Consider the following 17412-nt stretch of genomic DNA (forward strand, 5'->3'; position numbering starts at 1 on the left):
GACCTCGCTCTCTCTCGAGACATTGTCCTCTTTCACTGCGTTGGCTGGGTCCAGATTTGCGTATCGGCATCATTTCCCATCTGAAGTATCCGATCGCCGAGCCGTTCGCGGGGGGGCTGGAGATGCATACCCACATGCTCGCGCGGCGCCTGCGGCAGCGCGGTCATGATGTGATGCTCTTCGCCTCGACCCGGTCAGATCCCGATCTGGGTCTGGAGGCCATCTGCGACGAGACCGCCTTGATGGGGGTGGGGGTGGATGAAGCGACGGACATTGGCTTCTTTCGGGAACACCATGCCTATCTGGGGCTGATGAACCGGCTGCGGCGCAGCGACTTCGACATCATTCATAACAACTCGCTGAACTATCTGCCTGTAGCCATGGCCGACGCCCTGCCGATGCCGATGGTCACGACCCTGCATACCCCACCCTTCTGCTGGCTGGAGAGCGGGATCCGCGAGTGCCGGGGCCTGACGTCCATCTTCGTCGGCGTATCGGAATCGATCCGGCGAGCCTGGAGCGCGATCACGCCGGTCACCGAGGTGGTTCGAAACGGAATCGATCTCGACCGGTTCGCATACGTCGTGGAGGCAGACCCGGATCGGTATCTGGTCTGGTGCGGGCGTATCGTCCCGGAAAAGGGGCTCCACTACGCCATGGATGCCGCGGCGCTGGTCGGGGTGCCGTTGAAGATCGCCGGGCCTGTGCTCGATAAGGCTTATTTCGCCAAGGAAATCGCGCCGCGCATGGGGGCCGGAACGCAGTATCTGGGTCATCTCCCCCATGCCGAACTCGCCGCGGTCATCGGCGGAGCCTCCGCCTTTCTCTGCACACCTTGCTGGGAAGAACCCTATGGCCTGGTCGTGGCGGAAGCCTTGGCCTGTGGCGTGCCGGTCGCGGCCTTTGCGCGGGGAGCGATCCCCGAAATTCTGACGCCCGATTGCGGTGTACTGGCGACTCCCGACGATGCGGTCGCGCTGGCGGCAGCCACCCGCCAGGCCCTGATGCTGGATCGCGCCGCCTGTCGCGCGCGTGCTGTCGCCGCTTGCGACGCGGACGGCATGATCGACGCCTATGAGGCCCTTTATGCCCGCTGTCTGGGTCAAGCCGCTTTCACCGCGCTGAAGGTTGTCCCCCGCAGCCCGACCTCAACCGATTCCCCCTTCTCGCCTTCAAGGAGCCTGTTTCATGGCCAAGACCCCGAACTCGTCGCCTGACCCCCGGATCGTCGGCAATGGCGGGGAAACCCATCAGACGGCATCATCGGCTCAGCTGCGGCTGACCACCAACCACGGCGTGGCGGTCAGTGACAACCAGAACTCGCTGAAGGCCGGCTCGCGCGGACCGACGCTTCTGGAAGACTTCGTCCTGCGCGAGAAGATCCAGCATTTCGACCATGAGCGCATTCCCGAGCGGATCGTGCATGCGCGCGGTTCAGCCGCCCACGGCTATTTCGAGCTGACCGAAAGCCTTGCCGACTACACCACGGCCAGGATCCTGACCGAGGTCGGCAAGAAGACCGAGCTGTTCACCCGCTTTTCGACGGTTGCAGGTGGGGCCGGCTCTGTCGATACGCCGCGCGACGTGCGTGGGTTCGCGGTCAAGATGTACACCTCGGAAGGCAACTGGGACCTGGTCGGCAACAACATTCCTGTCTTCTTCATCCAGGACGCCATCAAGTTTCCGGACCTGATCCATTCGGTGAAGATGGAGGCCGACAAGGGCTATCCCCAGGCTGCATCCGCGCATGACACCTTCTGGGATTTCATCGGCCTGATGCCGGAGACAACCCACATGATCATGTGGGCGATGTCGGATCGAGGCATCCCCCGATCGCTGCGGATGATCGAGGGTTTCGGCGTCAACACCTTCCGCCTGCTGAACGCCGAGGGCGAGGCGACCTTTGTCAAATTCCACTGGCGGCCGAAGCTGGGCACTCAGTCCACCAGCTGGGACGAAGCGGTCAAGATCGCCGGGGCCGATCCCGACTTCCACCGCCGCGACCTGTATGAAGCCATCGACAACGGCGACTTCCCGGAATGGGATTTTGGCGTGCAGTTGCTGAGCCAGGATCAGGCCGATGCCCTGCCATTCGATATTCTGGATGCAACCAAGCTTATCCCCGAGGAACAGCACCCGATCCGCATCGTCGGGCGCATGGTCCTGGACCGCAACCCCGACAATTACTTCGCCGCGACCGAACAGGTCGCCTTCCTGCCGACCAACATCGTGCCGGGTATCGACTTCTCGGAAGATCCCCTGCTGCAGGGGCGGCTGTTCTCGTATCAGGATACCCAGCTGTCACGCCTTGGCACGGTGAATTTCCACCAGCTCCCGATCAATCAGGCCAAGGGCTGCCCGTTCCAGAACTTCCAGCGCGACGGCCAGATGCAGACACAGGTGCATACGGGCCGCGCCAACTATGAGCCCAACAGCCTGTCCGAGGCTGGAGAAGACGGCGGCCCGCGGGAAGACCCCAAGGGCGGCTTCCGCAGCTTCACCCTGCCGCTGGAGGAGACGAAGGTCCGTCTGCGTGCGGAAAGCTTTGCCGACCACTACAGTCAGGCGCGCCTGTTCTTCCGCAGTCAGACCGCACCGGAACAGGCTCACCTTGCCAGTGCCATCGTGTTCGAGCTGTCCAAGGTGGAACTCGATCATGTCCGCAACCGCGTGCTGGGCAACCTCCAGAACGTCGACGACGCCCTTGCCAAACGCGTCGCCGAGGGCCTCGGCGTCGATCTGCCCAAGGCGTCCGAGCCCGCCAGCGCCCCGTTCGACATGGACGTCAGCCCCGCCCTGCGCATCATCGGCAAATACCCCGACACCCTGCAGGGCCGTGCGGTCGGTATCCTGGTCAGCGACGGGGCGGACGGCACGGTCGTCGACGCGGTCAAGGCCGCGGCCGAGGGCGAAGGCGCTACGGTCAAGATCGTTGCGCCCAAGATCGGCGGCGTGACCCTGAAGGGCGGAAAACGCCTCAAGGCCGACGGTCAGTTGGCCGGAACGCCTTCGGTCATGTTCGACGCGGTGGCCATCGTCCTGTCAGAAGCCGGATGTGCCGAACTGTTGAAGGAGGGCGCGGCGGTCGATTTCGCCAAGGACGCCTTTGGACACCTGAAGGCCATCGGCTTCACGCCAGAGGCGCAACCCCTGCTGGACAAGGCTGGGGTCGAGCCCGACGCGGGCGTGATCGATGTCTCCGCCGATACCAAGGCCTGGCTGGCACCTGCCGCCACTCGGCAGTGGGACCGTGAACCCAAGGTGAGAATGCTTGCCTGATCTCAGCATCCGCGCAGTCGGGACGGATGGAGGGGTCGGCAAGGCGACCGGGTCCACGCCCTATTGCGTCTGCGTTCCTGCCCGCAACGAGGCGGAACGTCTGCCGATCCTTCTCGAGGCCCTGGCAGGACAGGACGTGGAAGGCCATGTTCCGATTGCAATCGGACTGAACAACACGACCGATCGGTCGGTGGATGTGATCGAGGCTGCACGTCTGCGGTGGGGTGAACGGCTGTTGATCCGGGTCGACGAGATAACCTTTGCACCGGCCCTGGCCCATGCCGGCTCTGCGCGACGTCACGCAATGGCACTGGGGGCCGAGGCCATGGGGGGGCGAAATGACGCGGTACTGATCTCGACCGATGCGGACAGCCGTCCGCCCCCATCATGGGTCCGCGCCAACCTCGCGGCCCTTCAGGATGGGGGTGAGGTGATCGGGGGACGGCTGGAGATCGACGAGCAGGATAGCCTGCCTCCCCGGATGGCCGAGGCACGAGCGCTCTGGGATCACTACTGGTCGACCGTCCGGGCGATCGAGGATGCGATTGATCCTTTGGCGTGGGATCCGGCCCCCCGGCATGGCGACCATACCGGGGCCAGCCTGGCACTGCGCGTGGAGACCTGGCGATCGGCGGGTGGCGTCCCGGCCGTACCGAGCGGGGAAGACCGGGCCCTCGTCGCTGCAGCAGTGGCGTTGGGGGCGCGGCTGCGGCATCCGCCCTCGGTCTGGACCCGTGTGTCGGCCCGAACGGAAGGCCGCGCTGAGGGCGGGATGGCAGCGCATATGGCGGACATGAGCCGAACGCTAAAGGCCGGTGAGCCGTTGATGGCCCCCTCGTTCGATCAGTGGCGTCGACGCTCGGCGTGGCGACGCAGCCAGCGACAGGCAGGGTCGGACGCGGGGTCGTTGGCGATCCTCGAAAAAGGTCTGCCGCCGATGGCCAGGAATATGGCTCTGTCGCGGGCGATGGAGCCGGCATGACCCGGCCCATCGGCTATTATTTGCATCACCACGGCGACGGGCACCGCCAGCGCGCCATCCAGATTGCCAGTCAGGCTCCGGATCGCTTCGTTTTGCTCGGCACCGGACTGGCGGGCCGGACAGCGGGCCTCGAGGTCGTAGATTTGCCTGACGATCGGCCAGACGGTGTCACGGCCTTCGATGGTCAAGATGCGTCGGACTCCCGGCCAGACGCCCTGCACTATGCGCCGGTCGACCACGAGAATGTCCGCCAACGGGTCGCGCGTGTGACAGGCTGGATCTCCACCGCGCGGCCGGCCCTGATGGTCGTCGACGTCTCGGTGGAGATCGCCATGCTGGCGCGACTTTCGGCGACGCCCACTGTCTATGTGAGATTGAACGGACGGCGTGACGACGCCGCTCACCTCGATGCCTTTCGCGGCGCCTGCGCCCTTTTGTGCCCTTTCGCCGAGGCGCTGGATGCGCCGGAAACCCCGGCCTGGGTCCGCTCCAAGACCCTGTACGTCCCCGGCCTGACGGGCAAGCCCTCGACCTGTGCGGTTCAGGGTGATGTCGTGCTGGTGGTGGTGGGCAAAGGCGGCGATGCTGGCGACGGCGTGAAGATCGCAGAAGCGGCGCGGGCCCATCCGGACGTCCGGTGGCGGATCGCGGGTCCGGTGACGGATATTCCAGAAGCGCCATCGAACATCGCCTTGCTGGGTTGGAGCGAGGATGTCTCAGCACAGATTGCGGCCGCGTCTGTGGTGGTCGGGGGCGCTGGCAACGGCCTCGTCAATGCGGTGTTGGCCGCCGGACGGCCCTTTATCTGCCTGCCCGAACCGCGACCCTTTGATGAACAGTACACCACCGCAGCGCGGCTCGAGGCCGTCGGGGCCGCCGTCGTTCATCCAGCATGGCCGGCCCCGGCGCAGTGGCCCGGCCTTCTGGCTCAGGCACGGCAACTGCCCCTGTCGAAGCGCGTGGGACTGTTCGATCCCGATGGTCCTCGCAATGCGGCGCGTCGCCTGATCGGCCTGGCGGATTCCGCAACGCACGATCGGTCGTTGCTTGCCACAGCTCCGATGGATGAGGTCATCTCATGATTGCCCAGACTGCTCACGACGACACCGGTGCGACCTCCGTTCGCGAAACTGTGCTGGCCTTGCACGATCGGCTGGCATCCCTTGGCGAGCGTTACGATGCGGTGCCCCGGTTTCCGGCAGACAGCCTGGCGCTGATCGCGCGGTCCAGCCTCCATCGCCGCTATGCGCCGGTGGCTTCGGGCGGTCAGGCCTTTGCAAGTGTCGCCCAGGAGAACCTGGACATGCTCGACGCCCTGCGCGGGGTCGGGCGAGCAGACCTGAGCCTGGGCCGGCTGTTCGAGGGTCATGTCAATGCGCTGAAACTGTTCGACTGGTACGGCACGCCTGGTCAGCAAAGGGTTCTCGGCGAGCAACTGGACCAAGGCCTGTTCTATGGTGTGTGGGCGACCGAACCCGCGCCGGGAGTGACGATAGAGCAGGAAGGACCAGCAGAGCACCTTCAGGGACAAAAGGCCTTTGCCACCGGGGCGGGGGGACTGGGCTTCGCGGTCGTGACCGCCCGTCCGCAGCACGGCCCGCGACGGCTCGTGGTCATCCCGGCAAACCACGCGGATCGCACCGACCTGTCCGACTGGCGGGTCAGGGGCATGCGGGCCACGGGCAGTGGCCGCTACGATGTCTCGGGGATTTCCGTCACGATGGCGAACACCCTGGGCGAACCGGGTGACTACGATCGGGAACCCCGCTTTACCGCTGGGGCCTGGCGCTTTACCGCCGTGCAACTGGGCGGGATCGAGGGATTGCTGGCGGAGACCCGTTCCGCCCTGTCGGACGCCGCCAGGGCCGACCCCCTGCAGCGCGCGAAATTCGCAGAGGCGGTGGTGGCGGCCCGTACCGCAGGGCTCTGGGTCCGCGAGGCGGCGCTGCGAGCGGCCAGCGAAGATCCGGACGCCTCGGCCTTCGCTCGATTGACGCGCGGCGTGGTCGAACGCGCCGGGCTGGACGTTATGGAGCTGTCGGCAAGACTGATTGGCACGCGCAGCGCTTTCGACGGACAGCGGATCGACAAGATCACGCGCGACCTGAGCCTTTATCTCCGCCAGGCGGGCCCCGATTATGCGCGCGATCAGGCAGCCATCGTCTGGCTGGACCATGATGCCTGGGGCGAGGGCGACGCGCTGTGGTAGACGTCATCGACCTTTCTGAAAGCGACTGGGCCGAGGCCCGCTGGCTGGTGCTGGCACCCCATCCGGACGACGAGACCCTGGGCGCTGGCGCCCTGATCGCCGACGCATCGGCCGCAGACCGGCTCGCCGCCGTAGTTTTTCTGACCGATGGTGCCGGCTCACATCCCCATCCGGATGAAGCATCGAGACGACGACTGGTCCAGACCCGTCGCGCGGAAGCCCGGCTCGCGCTGGAGCATCTGTGTGGCGGCGAGGCTCCCGAGATCGTCTTCCTCGACTGGCCCGACGCCCTGCCCCATCCGCAAGGCAGTGTTGCCGCCCTGGCGACCGCGATGCACCTGGCGGATCTTTGTGTGGAACATGGCGTCACAGCCTTGGCTGTGACAGCGCTCCACGAGCCCCACTGCGACCATGCGGCGGCCGCCCTTCTCGCACGCTCCGTGGTGGGGTGGACGGGGCCACAGCTGGCGGTTTTCGAATATCAGGTCTGGTCGGATCAGCCGCCCGCCGGAGCCCGCCGCGCTGTGCGAACGAAGGGGGTTCCCAGCGACCTTCGAATGCAGGCGCTGCAGGCGCACCAGAGCCAGCTGACGGATGTTCTGGGACCAGGGTTCCGCCTCGACCCGTCGCGGCATGACATGCCCGAACGAGACATTCTCTATCTGTGGGAGGGATCCGATGCGCCCTGATAGCAGCCTGCCCCCCTCCTATTTCGAGGCCATGTTCCAGGGCGATCCCGATCCCTGGGGACTTGAAAGCCGGACCTACGAGGCCGAAAAATTTGATGCGACTATCGCCGCACTGGGCGGTCGAACCTATGCCCGCGCGTTCGAGGTCGGTTGCGCCGGGGGCTCGCTGACCCGACGCCTCGCCCCCCTGTGTGCATCGCTTCTGGCCATCGATGTCAGCGTGACGGCCCTGGATCGGGCCCAGCGGAAATGCGCGGACCTGCCCCAGGTCGTGTTCGAGCCCATGGTCTTTCCGCGTTACACGCCGGACCTGGTGGATATCGATCTGATCGTCCTGTCCGAGATCGCCTATTACTGGGACGATGCGGATCTGGAACGGGCAGCGATCTGGATTGGCGAAGCTGTGGCTCCGGGCGGAGACATCCTGCTCGTGCACTGGACCGGCGAGACCGACTATCCCCAAACCGGGGATGGCGCGGTGGAGGCACTGCGCACGCTTCTGGGCGATCAGGTCGAGGCGGTCTCGGCGCGCAGGGAGTCGGCTTATCGGCTGGACCTCTGGCGCGGCCGGGATCGGGCGTGAGCCTCAGCGTCCTGACCCTGGTCAAGAATCGCGACGACCACCTGGCCAATCTGGTCGAGGGGCTGAGGCGGAGCTCAAGGCCGCCGGATGAACTGATCATCGTCGACATGAGTGACCGGCCGGTCGAGGGCCCTGAAACTGATTTTCCATCGCGTGTGGTCCGTCTGGAGACCGATGGACTGCCGCTGGCGCAGGCCCGCAACCTGGCCGCTGCCCATGCCGGTGGGGATCATCTGCTGTTTCTGGATGTCGACTGCATCCCGATGCGCACCCTGCCCTGTCTGATGGACGTCGCCCTGTGCGCGTCAGACGCTCTGATCTGTGCCGAGGTCCTCTATCTGGGGGCGGGCGATGTCGGGCCCGGGTGGTCCGAGGCTGGCCTTCTGGGAAACGGTCGCCCGCATCCTGTTCGCACTTTTCCCAGGACCGGGCTCCGACCCGAGGCCAACGCCGGACTTTTCTGGTCGCTGGCGTTTGGCTTGCGGCGGAAGACGTTCGCGGCGCTGGGCGGATTCGACGAGCGTTTTACCGGCTACGGGGCCGAGGACACGGACTTTGGTTTCCGGGCCCGTGACGCTGGTGTGCCCTTGCTTTTCATGGGTGGGGCCGGAGCGTTTCATCAGCATCACGGCGTCCTTGACCCCCCGCTTCAGCATTTCGACGATATCCTGGCGAATGCCCGCACGTTCCATCGTCTCTGGGGCTTTTGGCCCATGACCGGCTGGCTGACAGCGTTCGAACGGCTGGGGCTTGTAAGCCTCGATGACCAAAGACTTGTACGGCTCCGCGCCCCAACCGGCGCGGAGATCGAGGCAGCCCGCAAGCCGCCCAGCGCGCCCTTCTAGGCAGGCTATGCCCTAAGTCGGCGGCCTTTTTGCGCCGGGCGAAGACGAAGCCATGATGCTCAAGGACGCAGACGCGCTGGCAGAGTGGCCACGTCATCCTGAGTGAGCTGGCGAATGACTTGGGCCCTGCAGATGCTGTTGTTTTCATTGGTTAAGGACGGCCCCGATATGGCAATGTCGACCGTCTCGCCTGTGCAAGCCTGATTGCCGCTTAGTGTCAGGCTACGCGCTGAACTCAGCCCTCGGCAAAATCCGCTGTTCAGCTCGAACACTTCGTTGCGACCTGCCCGCACGTAGGTCGTCGTGTCGCCTTCAGAGCGAAAATTTGTGATTGTCGAGGACAGGAAGCATTGCCGGTCGGTATCGGGGATCGCGGTACCATCCTGCGACGAAATCCCGCCGGGCGCACAACTCGCCAGGGTCACGGTGGCCGCAGCAACGATGAGTAGACGTGTCATTCTAGCCTCCTGGAAAGCGTTCGGCGTTCAGGCTCGAGCGTCCGACTCTGGGTGACAAGACCGCGATGGACCGAAGGGTTCGTGCCGCTCAGCCATCGACGTGGAGTATGGTCGCGGCTCGATGTGCAGATCAATCTTTGGGAGTGGAAGACCGGAACCTGAAGCGGGCAGGAACATTACGGGAACACAGGAGAACACTGATGACCGATGATACGAATCCCAAACTGGATCCCGATCCGAAAAGCAACACCGAGAAGGACCCGGACGACTGGGTTTCGGGTGGCGATCCGATGACCGGAGCCCAGGCATCCTATCTCAAAACCCTGTCGGAAGAGATGGATTTGCCTGATGCTTTTGAACCTGGTCTGGACAAGGCTGAAGCCTCGAGACGGATCGACGAACTGAAGGGCCGATTAAGCGCCCCCGGCTGACGAAGCCTGCCATAGCCACCGAAACGAAGAACGGCGACCCCATGGGTCGCCGTTCTGGTCTCGCCGAAAGCCTGATCAGGTTCCGGTCCCGAAACCGTCGGGCCCACCCGCTCCGGCCGCACCGTCGCCCCCGGGGGCCGGCGGGGTCCGGACCTGGCCCGGTTGCTGGGTACCCCCTTCATCCGGGCGCTTGACACCGGCCCCGGCATCGTCGGGGACGGTCGTCGGCGTGGGATGGTCTGGTGAGGTGGGTGTTGGATCAGTCATCAGGGTCACTCCTTGTCCTGAACCAACCCGACCGCCGGCCTTCCGGTTCCGCGCGATCCGTAACGATATCCCGAAGGACGTCGGAGCGGCAGCGAGAGGTGCGCGTTAGGTCGGTACACCCAAAGGACAGAATGATGAGCAAGACCCTCAAGACCACCTTTGCCACCCGACGGGATGCCGAACTGGCCGTTGAACACCTTGTGCAGCAACATGGCCTCGAACGGTCAGACATCTTCGTGTCGCCCGAGGGCAGTGCAAACTCCGCCGGTGAACGGGTTTCAGGTTCGGATCAACCCGACGCTGCGGCAACAGAAGCCGGGCGGTCCGATGCGGCCCTGAATGGCCAGATCGAGGTATCGGTCGATCTGCAGGATGATGCCTTGGACGCTGTTGTGACAGACGTGTTCAGGGAGATGGGCGGCGAAGACGCGTGAGCCCAGGCGGACGTAACACCGCCCCTGTTGTCACCCTGTTCGGCGACTCCATTTCGGCTGGATACGGCCTTTCAGAAAGAGACGCTCTTCCAGCACAGTTAGGCACCGCATTGGACGATCTGGGGGTCCCGGCTCGCGTGATTGGTGCAGGGCTTGACGGTGACACGACGGGTGGCGGTCTGGCGCGACTGCACAGGGATGTCCCTGCAGACACGGACCTTTGCGTCGTCGCCCTGGGTGCCAACGACCTGATGCAGGCCCTGCCACCGCATCAGATCACGCAGAATCTTCATGCGATCATCGGCGCGCTGGCGGCCCGCGGGATTGATGTCTTGCTGTGCGGGATGAGGGCACCCGCGTGGCTGTCGACCTATGCGCCAGCCTTCGATGCCGTGTTCCCGACCTTGGCGCAACGACACGGCGTGGCCCTTTACCCCTTTCTGCTGGAAGGTGTGGCGCTGGATCCAAGGTTCAATCAGAGCGACCGTATCCATCCCAATGCTGCCGGGATCGGCGTCATCGCCCAACGGCTGGCGCCCTTCGTTGGGAAGGCCTTGCTGGACCGGTCCGGAGACGGTCTGTGACCGTCACAACCTACCCTGACACACCGGATGGCCGATACTTTGTCGTGCGGGGTCGTTTGTGGCGGAAATCCAATCCGGCACTTCCCGAGGCCGAACGGATCCAGCGGGTGTCGGAACTGATGCGCGCTCGCGCCCTTGTCGGTTCGGCCCGGCGCGAAGGTGATCCAGCAGCCTTGAGCCAGGCTCGCAAGGCGGTAAACGATGCCAAGGTGGCTCTGGGAGAACGGGGTCCCGTCTGGTGGAAGGACGGCAGTCCGGACCTGAACAGGCACATGGCGAGAACCACGATTTATGCCGACTGGTTCGCTGGCCTTGCGGGTGCTGAGGAATAAGGAATGAGGATTGCGACCTTCAACATCAATGGCGTCAACACCCGCCTGTCGAACCTGAAGGTCTGGCTGGAAGACACGCGTCCGGATGTGATTTGCCTTCAGGAGTTGAAGGCATCGACCAGCAGCTTTCCGGAGACCGCGCTGCGTGACCTCGGTTACCACAGCGTCTGGGTCGGCGAAGCGAGGTGGAACGGCGTTGCCATCGCGTCGCGACATGGCATGCCGGTCGTGACGCGCCGAAGCCTTCCCGGTGACGCGAAAGATACTCAGAGCCGCTATGTCGAGGCGGCGGTCGAGGGTGTGCTGATCGCCTGTCTCTATCTGCCAAACGGCAATCCCCGGCCCGGGCCGAAGTTCGACTACAAACTGGCCTGGTTCGACTGGCTGTTGACCCACGCGAGGGGGCTGCTCAAACTCGATGCTCCGGTCGTCCTGGCTGGAGATTTCAACGTCGTGCCGACCGATGCCGACATCTACGATCCCCGGTCCTGGATAACCAATGCCCTGCTCCAACCGGAGCCGCGCGCTTCGTTTGCCCAACTGCTGGCCGAGGGCTGGACCGACGCCCTGGCAGAACGCTACCCCCACGATCCGCAGTGGACCTTCTGGGCGTATCTCAGAAAGGCGTGGGAGCGGGATGCAGGCTTGAGGATCGACCATCTGCTGCTGAACGACGCGGCAGCCACGCGTCTGACGGATGCCGGCGTCGATCGTGAAGTCCGCGGTCAGCCCGGTGCGAGCGATCATGCACCCGTGTGGATCGAACTCCGCTGATGGTACTGAAAGATCAACAGACGACTACAATCTGTTGATTTACTGAAGTTTTTTAACCGAGCCTTTGAGGGCGTCCCGAATAGGAAACTGCGAAACTCATCCTGACGACACACCGCGGTCGCCTATAGGCCCCTCTAGCGGAAACCCCGACGGTGGCCCTTCTGATCTTCGCGGTCATTGGTACGCTGGCCGGTCGAGAAGAGCCCCGCGCCCAGCCAATCCCAGACGCCGGCCGCAAGGAGCGCGCCCGCACAGGACCGAAAGGGCACTTTCCCGGCCCCGCTCCTGCGACAGTCAGCGTGATTGTTGCGGCCTATGCGCGGGTGCAGCACATCGCCCGCGAAGCGCATAGCCGATCGGTCATCATGTCCACCCCCTTTCCTCTTCCGCCGATTGTCTACCATCCGGCCTACAGCGCCCCGCTTTCGCCGGGTCACCGCTTCCCGATGCAGAAGTACGCCCGGCTTGCGCAACTGCTGGAAAAGGAGGGCCTGATTGGTCCTGAGGGGCTACACATCCCCGAACTCGCCAGTTTTGACATGCTCGCCGCTGTCCACGACCCCATGTACGTTCGACAGGTCCTGGATGTCGCCGTACCAGCGCATGTCGAACGCGTGATAGGCCTGCCGGTCACGCTGGACATCGTTACCCGCTCACAGGCAGAAGTCGGCGGCACTCTCCTCGCAGCGCGCCTGGCCTTGCGTCATGGCCTCGCCTGCAACACCGCGGGTGGCAGCCACCACGCCGGGCCAAAGGGCGGTTCCGGCTTCTGCGTCTTCAACGACGTCGGCGTGGTCGCTCGGCTGATGATCGACACCGGCGAGATCCAACGCGCTCTGGTCATTGATCTCGACGTGCACCAGGGCGACGGCACAGCGTTCATCTTCGAGAACGAGCCGAGGGTCTTCACCTTCTCCATGCACGGGGCAAAGAACTACCCCACCCGCCGGGGTCCGAGCGACCTGGACATCGATCTTCCCGACGGGACCGGTGACGAAGCCTATCTGGCTGAGCTGCGAGCGCAAATTCCGGGCTTGCTGGAGCACGTTCGGCCGGACCTCGTCTTCTACAACGCGGGTGTCGATCCCCATGAGACCGATAGTCTGGGCCGACTGGCCCTGACCGATCAGGGACTGCTCGCGCGGGATACTTACGTGCTGGCGACCTGCTTGCCGTTCGCTCCGGTCGTGGGCGTCATCGGCGGGGGCTATGAGGACATCGACCGCCTCGCGAACCGCCATGCCAATCTGCACCGCGCGAGCGTCGACGTCTGGCGCCATGGCCTTGCAGGACGAGGTCGAGCCTGAACGTGTCAGACTGCGAGCCATATGTGATGGTCACGTGCGATTGCTGATGCGGTGGCGGGACGCATGCAGGGAACCCCATGCAAGAGCGGGCGCTCCCGAAAGTCCATGAAGGGATCGGTGATGTCGGACACGAAAGGCAATGGGATCCATGCCGCTAAGCGCGCCAATGCAACGGCGGCCAGGAAGCGCAAGGCCAACCCCGGGCAATCATCCAAGGCGCAATCCGTTCTCGGCAAGAAGGGTGCGAAGGCCAGGTCGTGACAAAGGATTCGAAGTCGCCATCGCGTGTCCGTGTCGTCGACCTCGAGACGGCTGGAACCGGCGTGATGGACGTTTGCGAGATCGGCTGGCAGGATGTCGAACAGGCTGAGGACGGTCAGTGGCAGATCGCCGAACAACGCGGTGCCCTCTTCGTCAATCCCGGCCGACCGATCTCTGCAGACACCATGGCCGTGCACCACATCCTGGACGACTGGGTTGCCAATGCGCCCTACTGGAGGAACATTGCGGGGTCGGTCCTGCGACCCGGCGATGAAGTCCTGACCCTGGCCGCCCATCGCGCAGCTTTCGAACAGCGCTATTGCTCGCCACGGTTCACAGGGGGAGCCGCATGGATCTGCACCTGGAAGTGCGCAATGCGTCTCTGGCCGGAGCTCCCCCGTTTCTCCAACCAGATGCTGCGATATCAGCGTCGGCCGGAAGGCCTGGTGCATGAACTCGGCCTGCCGGCCCATCGGGCATTGCCCGATGCCTATGTAACGGCCCACCACCTCCGAGACATGCTGAACGCCGTACCCATGAGCCAGTTGTTGGCCTGGAGTTCGGAGCCGGGCCTGTTGCCGCGCGTGCCGTCCGGACCCGATCGCGGCAGGCCATGGTCGGCGCTGGACGACAGAGCTCTGGAAAGCCTGGTCAGGGATCGGGACGAAAGCCTGCGATTCAGCGCCCTAACGGAGATCCAGAGACGCCATGGCCAGCCAGGCCCTGCTCCCGAGACGCCACGTCAGGGCTCGTTCCTGTAAAGGGCTGAGCCCAAGAGGGTGGCCCTGTGAGGGTTATCAATGCCGCTCAAAAGCCCCTCTCCGCCTGGGTTCACCCCGCGGCGACCGTCAATCCGTTGCGGTGTCGACATTGGTCGCCTTCAGGTTCCAGAAGAGCGGAGCGCCTCTCGCCGACCCTGTTTAGCTGGGCAACATCGACGCCCGTGCTTGATCTAACGATCCACAGACGGTCTTCAGCCGCGACCGGCGTACGGCTCTCGGAGTGGGCATTTGGCTGGAGCCGTCTCCGGCATCGATATCAGGAGAGGGAGGACGCAAAGGCCGACGATGGCGATCATGATCCCGGGCGTCATGGCCCATCCCGTTCGCTCGATCACGATCTGCGCCACATAGGGTGTCAGGCCCCCGAAAAATGCGGTTGCGGTCGTGGCTCCCAGGGCCAGACCGGTCAGCCGTCCTTCGCCGGGAAACTGTTCTGCGGTCGAGACTGCCCCAACCGCGCTGACGCCGGCGGCAACAGCAGCCAGGGCCACTGCGCCAAGCAACGCCTGGAGCTGGCTCCCATTCGCCATCACGGAAAACAGGGTCGCGGGCAGTATTGCACTCATCAAGGCAAGCCCTACCAGCACCGGCCGCCGCCCGACCCGATCGGACAGAGCCCCGACGAGGGGCGTGATCGCGATCACGACGACGGCAGCGACAGTCGCCATCCAAAGCGCCAGGGCTTCACCCATCCGTCCGACCGAGGTGAGGTAGGCGGGGACGTAGGTGATGCCGACGTAATAGGTGATGGAGCCGAGCGCCGAGATGGCGAACCCGCGCAGGATGCCCGTGCGATGGTGAGCAAGAGCGTAGCGCAGGGGTTGTCTGGGGATCGTATCCAAGGCCCGCTGGCGCTCGAAGTCCGGAGACTCCTGCATCGTCGAGCGCGCCAGCCAGACTCCCAGGGCCAGGGCAGATCCGAACAGGAAGGGGATCCGCCAGCCCCACGCGTCCATATCCGCCTGGCTCAGCGCATGAACGGTAAGAGCCGAAACAGCGACGGCGAGAAGCGCGCCGACCTCGCTCGCCGCCGAGGCGAGCGAGGCCACGAGCCCGCGACGACGTGGCGGCGCGCCCTCCATCAGATAGGCGACGACACCGGTGTATTCTCCGCCTACCGCGAACCCCATGATGCAACGCAAGGCTAGAAGGCTCCAGCCTGCGGCGGGACCGATCGCGGACTGGGGCGGCAGCAGGGCGGTCGCGAGCATGGCAGCGGTCATCATCCCGACCGAGATCAGCATCATCGGACGCCGTCCGAACCGGTCGCCGAAATGCCCGAACACGACCGCGCCGAGCGGGCGCATCAGATAGGCGACGGCAAAGCCGGCCAGGGTCGCGACCAGCGATCCTTCCCCGCCACCGTAGAACACGCGCGAGAGCACGGTTGCGAGAAACAGATACAGGGTGAAATCGTACCATTCGACGACAGTCGAGAATGCCGCGATCGCCATCGAGCGGCGCGACATCGGTAACTGCGAAGGCGGCAGGGCATCGACAGGGGTCATGGAAACGGCAGTGATCGGTGGGACAAATCTGTATCTACTGCCGTTCCTGCCGCCACACGATAAGCGAACGCATCTCCCTGCCTTCGTTCCATCGCAGAGAGAAGCGGCGTGAGGCCAGCCAATCTATTCGGCGTAGATCATCTTGCGGGTCATACCCCCATCCAACGTCAGCACTTGGCCGGTGATGAACCCGGCTCCAGCCAGATAGAGTACAGCATTTGCGATATCGTCAGCGCGGCCGACGCGGCCAACCGGGTGTTGCTCATGGTCGACCGGGCGAAGGTCTTCTCCGTCAGAGATCCAGCCTGGAGCAATCGCATTGACCCTCACCTTCGGCCCCAGGCTGATCGCCATCGAATGGGTCAACGCCACCAGGGCACCCTTGGCGGCTGAGTAGGCCTCAGTGTTCGGCTCCGACATGAAAGCCCGCGTCGATACCATATTGATAATGGCACCACCTTCGCTGAGCAGGGGAATGGACGCGCGGCTCATCAGGAATGTGCCGGTCAGGTGGCTGTCGATTACCTTGCGCCACTCGGCGAGCGACAGTTCTGCCATCGGACCTCTGTCTGGCCCGGCGATACCGGCATTGTTGACAAGAAGATCGAGGGTCTCCCACCCCAGCGCTTCGAAAGCGGCCTGGACCGAAGCCTCATCGCCGACATCGCAGATCACCGACCGACTGTCGTCTGGACTCGGTTCCAGATCGAATGCGGCCACGGTCCAGCCGCTTGCAATGAGGGCCTGGCAAATGCCGCGGCCGATCAGGCCTGCGGAACCGGTGACGATGGCTGTCTTCATCCGGGCTTCAAGCGATGCGGGGGTGAAACAGTTCCGGTCAGCAAACGTTGCAGTCGATCAGCCACTGTCGGGGTGATGCGGCCTGTGCGGAAAAGGTCGTCGTCAACTTTTAAGTGACTGGGTCCTGTCCACTGCGCCCCCTCCTGCATCCCCGTTCACGACCCGATGCGTCATTCGCGATCGTGTCAAACTCCGCTGAGCGCTGTCTCACTCTTGATCCGCTTGAAGTCAGCAAGTCGCTTGCCGTCCTCATCACGAAACGTGCTGCCGGTTGCGCTCATGGAATGGATGCGATCGAGCCTGAAACACCGGAAATCTTCCGCCTGCTCGCACCAGGCCGCCAACAGCCAGACCGGGCCGAAGAAATTGATCGAGAGCGGGCGCACGGTGCGGGTGGTGCGAGCCCCGCTCAGCGCCTCATATTCGATCTCCAGCACGCGCCGACCTTGCGCGGCCCGCTTCAGCTCAAGCAAGTCGACCCTGGGCGCGATGCGATCCACCCATTGTGGTGCCCAGAACAGATCCCGATCGACCCCCGCCTGACCCGACGCAGGCAGGACGGCGCGGATCTTCGCCAGCGCCGCAGAGGCCTGCCCGGCCACGGCCCCGTCGCTCCAGGTGGCGAGCACCCGCGCACCGAGCGCAAGGGCTTCCGCTTCTTCGGCCGTGAGATTCAGTGGCGGCAGATGATACCCGGCTTCCAGCACATAGCCGACGCCCGCTTCGCCGCGCACCGGGACCCCGGTGGCGACCAGGGCATCAATGTCGCGGTACACCGTACGTATGGATACTTCGAGCGAGGCAGCGAGGCTTGCGGCCGTGCTGACCGGACGGCTCCTGAGCCGTTCGAGCAGGGCAAGGAGTCGGTCGGCGCGGCGCGTCATGC

The 17412-nt window shown here is 64.5% G+C and carries 20 protein-coding genes; 15 read left to right on the forward strand and 5 right to left on the reverse strand.

Annotated features, from left to right (window positions below):
* Positions 1 to 56: 56 nt before the first annotated feature.
* From GGR13_RS15940 to GGR13_RS15975, 8 genes are read left to right on the forward strand one after another with little or no spacing between them, the layout of a single operon-like run.
* Complete coding sequence (locus tag GGR13_RS15940) at positions 57 to 1217, forward strand: glycosyltransferase (RefSeq protein ID WP_183214582.1); 1161 nt, start codon at positions 57 to 59, stop codon at positions 1215 to 1217.
* Positions 1189 to 3279: a catalase gene (locus GGR13_RS15945; RefSeq protein WP_183214583.1), complete on the forward strand. Its 2091-nt coding sequence runs from the start codon at positions 1189 to 1191 to the stop codon at positions 3277 to 3279. The genes GGR13_RS15940 and GGR13_RS15945 overlap by 29 nt, the downstream gene beginning before the upstream one ends.
* Entirely contained in the window at positions 3272 to 4261 is a 990-nt protein-coding gene (locus GGR13_RS15950) for a glycosyltransferase (protein WP_221230766.1), read from the forward strand. The genes GGR13_RS15945 and GGR13_RS15950 overlap by 8 nt, the downstream gene beginning before the upstream one ends.
* Complete coding sequence (locus GGR13_RS15955) at positions 4258 to 5343, forward strand: glycosyltransferase (protein WP_183214584.1); 1086 nt, start codon at positions 4258 to 4260, stop codon at positions 5341 to 5343. Before GGR13_RS15950 ends, GGR13_RS15955 begins: the two co-directional genes overlap by 4 nt.
* The gene (locus tag GGR13_RS15960; protein WP_183214585.1) at positions 5340 to 6470 is read left to right on the forward strand and encodes an acyl-CoA dehydrogenase family protein; all 1131 of its coding nucleotides are present in this window, start codon (positions 5340 to 5342) and stop codon (positions 6468 to 6470) included. The genes GGR13_RS15955 and GGR13_RS15960 overlap by 4 nt, the downstream gene beginning before the upstream one ends.
* Positions 6464 to 7159, forward strand: coding sequence for a PIG-L family deacetylase (locus tag GGR13_RS15965; protein ID WP_221230767.1), 696 nt, complete (start codon positions 6464 to 6466; stop codon positions 7157 to 7159). Before GGR13_RS15960 ends, GGR13_RS15965 begins: the two co-directional genes overlap by 7 nt.
* Entirely contained in the window at positions 7149 to 7742 is a 594-nt protein-coding gene (locus GGR13_RS15970) for an SAM-dependent methyltransferase (RefSeq protein WP_183214586.1), read from the forward strand. The genes GGR13_RS15965 and GGR13_RS15970 overlap by 11 nt, the downstream gene beginning before the upstream one ends.
* The gene (locus GGR13_RS15975; RefSeq protein ID WP_183214587.1) at positions 7739 to 8587 is read left to right on the forward strand and encodes a glycosyltransferase; all 849 of its coding nucleotides are present in this window, start codon (positions 7739 to 7741) and stop codon (positions 8585 to 8587) included. The genes GGR13_RS15970 and GGR13_RS15975 overlap by 4 nt, the downstream gene beginning before the upstream one ends.
* A gap of 59 nt (positions 8588 to 8646) precedes the next feature.
* Here GGR13_RS15975 and GGR13_RS15980 read toward each other — a convergent pair whose 3' ends face one another.
* Positions 8647 to 9045, reverse strand: a complete 399-nt coding sequence (locus GGR13_RS15980; RefSeq protein ID WP_183214588.1) for a DUF6491 family protein — start codon at positions 9043 to 9045, stop codon at positions 8647 to 8649.
* 200 nt (positions 9046 to 9245) lie between these two features.
* On the opposite strand from GGR13_RS15980, the gene GGR13_RS15985 reads away from it, so the two are divergent.
* Positions 9246 to 9476 (forward strand): DUF3072 domain-containing protein, encoded by a 231-nt coding sequence (locus tag GGR13_RS15985; RefSeq protein ID WP_183214589.1) that lies wholly within the window; start codon positions 9246 to 9248, stop codon positions 9474 to 9476.
* A 75-nt stretch (positions 9477 to 9551) separates the two neighbouring features.
* Here GGR13_RS15985 and GGR13_RS15990 read toward each other — a convergent pair whose 3' ends face one another.
* Positions 9552 to 9743 carry a hypothetical protein gene (locus GGR13_RS15990; RefSeq protein ID WP_183214590.1) on the reverse strand — a complete coding sequence of 64 codons (192 nt, stop codon included), beginning with the start codon at positions 9741 to 9743 and terminating at the stop codon, positions 9552 to 9554.
* Between the two features lie 134 nt (positions 9744 to 9877).
* On the opposite strand from GGR13_RS15990, the gene GGR13_RS15995 reads away from it, so the two are divergent.
* The 6 genes from GGR13_RS15995 to GGR13_RS16020 all read left to right on the forward strand — a co-directional run bounded on the left by GGR13_RS15995 (position 9878) and on the right by GGR13_RS16020 (position 14196).
* Positions 9878 to 10177 carry a hypothetical protein gene (locus tag GGR13_RS15995; RefSeq protein ID WP_183214591.1) on the forward strand — a complete coding sequence of 100 codons (300 nt, stop codon included), beginning with the start codon at positions 9878 to 9880 and terminating at the stop codon, positions 10175 to 10177.
* Positions 10174 to 10761: a GDSL-type esterase/lipase family protein gene (locus GGR13_RS16000; protein ID WP_183214592.1), complete on the forward strand. Its 588-nt coding sequence runs from the start codon at positions 10174 to 10176 to the stop codon at positions 10759 to 10761. The genes GGR13_RS15995 and GGR13_RS16000 overlap by 4 nt, the downstream gene beginning before the upstream one ends.
* Positions 10758 to 11093 (forward strand): hypothetical protein, encoded by a 336-nt coding sequence (locus tag GGR13_RS16005; RefSeq protein ID WP_183214593.1) that lies wholly within the window; start codon positions 10758 to 10760, stop codon positions 11091 to 11093. The genes GGR13_RS16000 and GGR13_RS16005 overlap by 4 nt, the downstream gene beginning before the upstream one ends.
* A 3-nt stretch (positions 11094 to 11096) precedes the next feature.
* Positions 11097 to 11867, forward strand: coding sequence for an exodeoxyribonuclease III (locus GGR13_RS16010; protein WP_183214594.1), 771 nt, complete (start codon positions 11097 to 11099; stop codon positions 11865 to 11867).
* Between the two features lie 152 nt (positions 11868 to 12019).
* A complete protein-coding gene (locus tag GGR13_RS16015; protein WP_343060459.1) occupies positions 12020 to 13174 on the forward strand; it encodes a histone deacetylase family protein in 1155 nt (384 codons plus the stop codon).
* Between the two features lie 257 nt (positions 13175 to 13431).
* Entirely contained in the window at positions 13432 to 14196 is a 765-nt protein-coding gene (locus GGR13_RS16020; protein ID WP_183214595.1) for a DNA polymerase III subunit epsilon, read from the forward strand.
* A gap of 212 nt (positions 14197 to 14408) precedes the next feature.
* Here GGR13_RS16020 and GGR13_RS16025 read toward each other — a convergent pair whose 3' ends face one another.
* The 3 genes from GGR13_RS16025 to GGR13_RS16035 form a co-directional block, all read right to left on the reverse strand.
* A complete protein-coding gene (locus GGR13_RS16025; RefSeq protein WP_221230768.1) occupies positions 14409 to 15725 on the reverse strand; it encodes an MFS transporter in 1317 nt (438 codons plus the stop codon).
* A gap of 123 nt (positions 15726 to 15848) precedes the next feature.
* Positions 15849 to 16526 carry an SDR family oxidoreductase gene (locus tag GGR13_RS16030; RefSeq protein WP_183214596.1) on the reverse strand — a complete coding sequence of 226 codons (678 nt, stop codon included), beginning with the start codon at positions 16524 to 16526 and terminating at the stop codon, positions 15849 to 15851.
* Between the two features lie 185 nt (positions 16527 to 16711).
* A complete protein-coding gene (locus GGR13_RS16035; RefSeq protein ID WP_183214597.1) occupies positions 16712 to 17410 on the reverse strand; it encodes a helix-turn-helix transcriptional regulator in 699 nt (232 codons plus the stop codon).
* Positions 17411 to 17412 lie beyond the last annotated feature (2 nt).

The organism is Brevundimonas variabilis (genome assembly GCF_014199945.1).
Lineage (GTDB): Bacteria > Pseudomonadota > Alphaproteobacteria > Caulobacterales > Caulobacteraceae > Brevundimonas > Brevundimonas variabilis.